The organism is Streptosporangium sp. NPDC001559, assembly GCF_042893955.1.
GTDB lineage: Bacteria > Actinomycetota > Actinomycetes > Streptosporangiales > Streptosporangiaceae > Streptosporangium.
This window is the reverse complement of sequence record NZ_JBIAVG010000050.1, coordinates 1-1,336: the sequence shown is the minus strand read 5'-3', so window position 1 is coordinate 1,336 and position 1,336 is coordinate 1. Positions and strand designations below refer to the sequence as shown.

1 protein-coding gene is annotated in these 1,336 nt (G+C 66.4%); it reads right to left on the bottom strand.

Annotated elements, in window-relative coordinates; genetic code table 11:
- Positions 1-34: 34 nt before the first annotated feature.
- Complete coding sequence (locus ACFYY8_RS42110) at positions 35-1,198, bottom strand: IS30 family transposase (protein WP_390050698.1); 1,164 nt, start codon at positions 1,196-1,198, stop codon at positions 35-37.
- Positions 1,199-1,336 lie beyond the last annotated feature (138 nt).

Here is a 1,336-nt window from a genome sequence, read left to right as displayed (position 1 = left end):
GGGCGAATTCGAGGGGTCGTTGCAACACAGTTGATCAACTGGCTGTCGCCAGAAGCTTAGCGAGACGCTCGGCTGGGGTTTCCCAGTCGAGCGTTTTTCGTGGTCTGGCGTTCAGTTCGGCGGCGACGGCGTCGAGCCGGTCGCGGGTGTGGACGGACAGGTCGGTGCCCTTGGGGAAGTACTGGCGCAGCAGGCCATTGGTGTTCTCGTTCGAGCCACGTTGCCAGGGGCTGGCCGGGTCGCAGAAGTAGACCGGCATGTCAGCGGCGATGGAGAACATGTGGTGGTCGGCCATCTCGCTGCCCTGGTCCCAGGTCAGGGAACGCTTGAGGTGAGCGGGTAGCGTGGCCATGGTCTCCACCAGGGCATCACGCGTCCGCTCGGCGCTGCGGTCGATGGGCAGGTGTACGAGCATCACGTAGCGGGTGGCGCGCTCGACCAGGGTGCCGATCGCCGACGCCTGGTTCTTGCCGATGATCAGATCACCTTCCCAGTGGCCGGGCACGGCCCGATCTTCGACTTCGGCGGGCCGCTCGCTGATCATGATCATGGGGGCGACGAAACGGGGCTGACGCTGCTGGGCCAGGCGGCGCGGCTTGCGCAGCGCACGGCCGGTGCGCAAAGCGCGGGTCAGCTCACGGCGCAGCTCACCGCGGCCCTGAAGGTAGAGCGCCTGGTAGATGGTTTCATGGCACACGTGCATCTCCGCCCGCTCGGGAAAGGTCCGGCGCAGGCCCTGGGCGATCTGCTCAGGGCTCCAGCGCTTGTGCAGGTGCTCTTGAATGTAGGCCCGTAGCTCCGGGCCGTGCCCGATCTTGCTCGTCTTCGGCCGGGGACGACGGGCCTGAGCACGGACGTGCGCGGCATGCGGCCGGTACTGTCCGTTCGTTGGGTGCCGGTTGCGGCGGATCTCCCGGCTGATCGTGGAGGGCGCACGGCCCAGCTCGCGCGCGATCTCTCGGATCGATGCCCTCTCGCGCAAACGGTCGGCGATGTGAACGCGTTCGTCCTCGCCCAGGTACCGGGACGCGCCACGAACCTCGATGGTCCTGCGCCGGCCGGGAACGATCGAGACTGCCGGTGCATCACGCGCCGGCAGTCTCGGCTTCTTCTTTCGGCCCTTGGGCCGACCACGTGCCCATTCACGTCCGGTTCGCTCATTCACCCCGACGATCAGGCACGCTTGCCGGTTGCTCATCCCCTGCTGCACCAGAGCAAGGTAGTGCTCTCTCTCCTTCAAGAGCTTCTTGGGCCCTTGCGGCTTTCGATCCACTCGGATCTCGAACCCCATCGCACTCCCCAAGCTGGGGTGTTGCGACGACCACTAGAAGGAGGG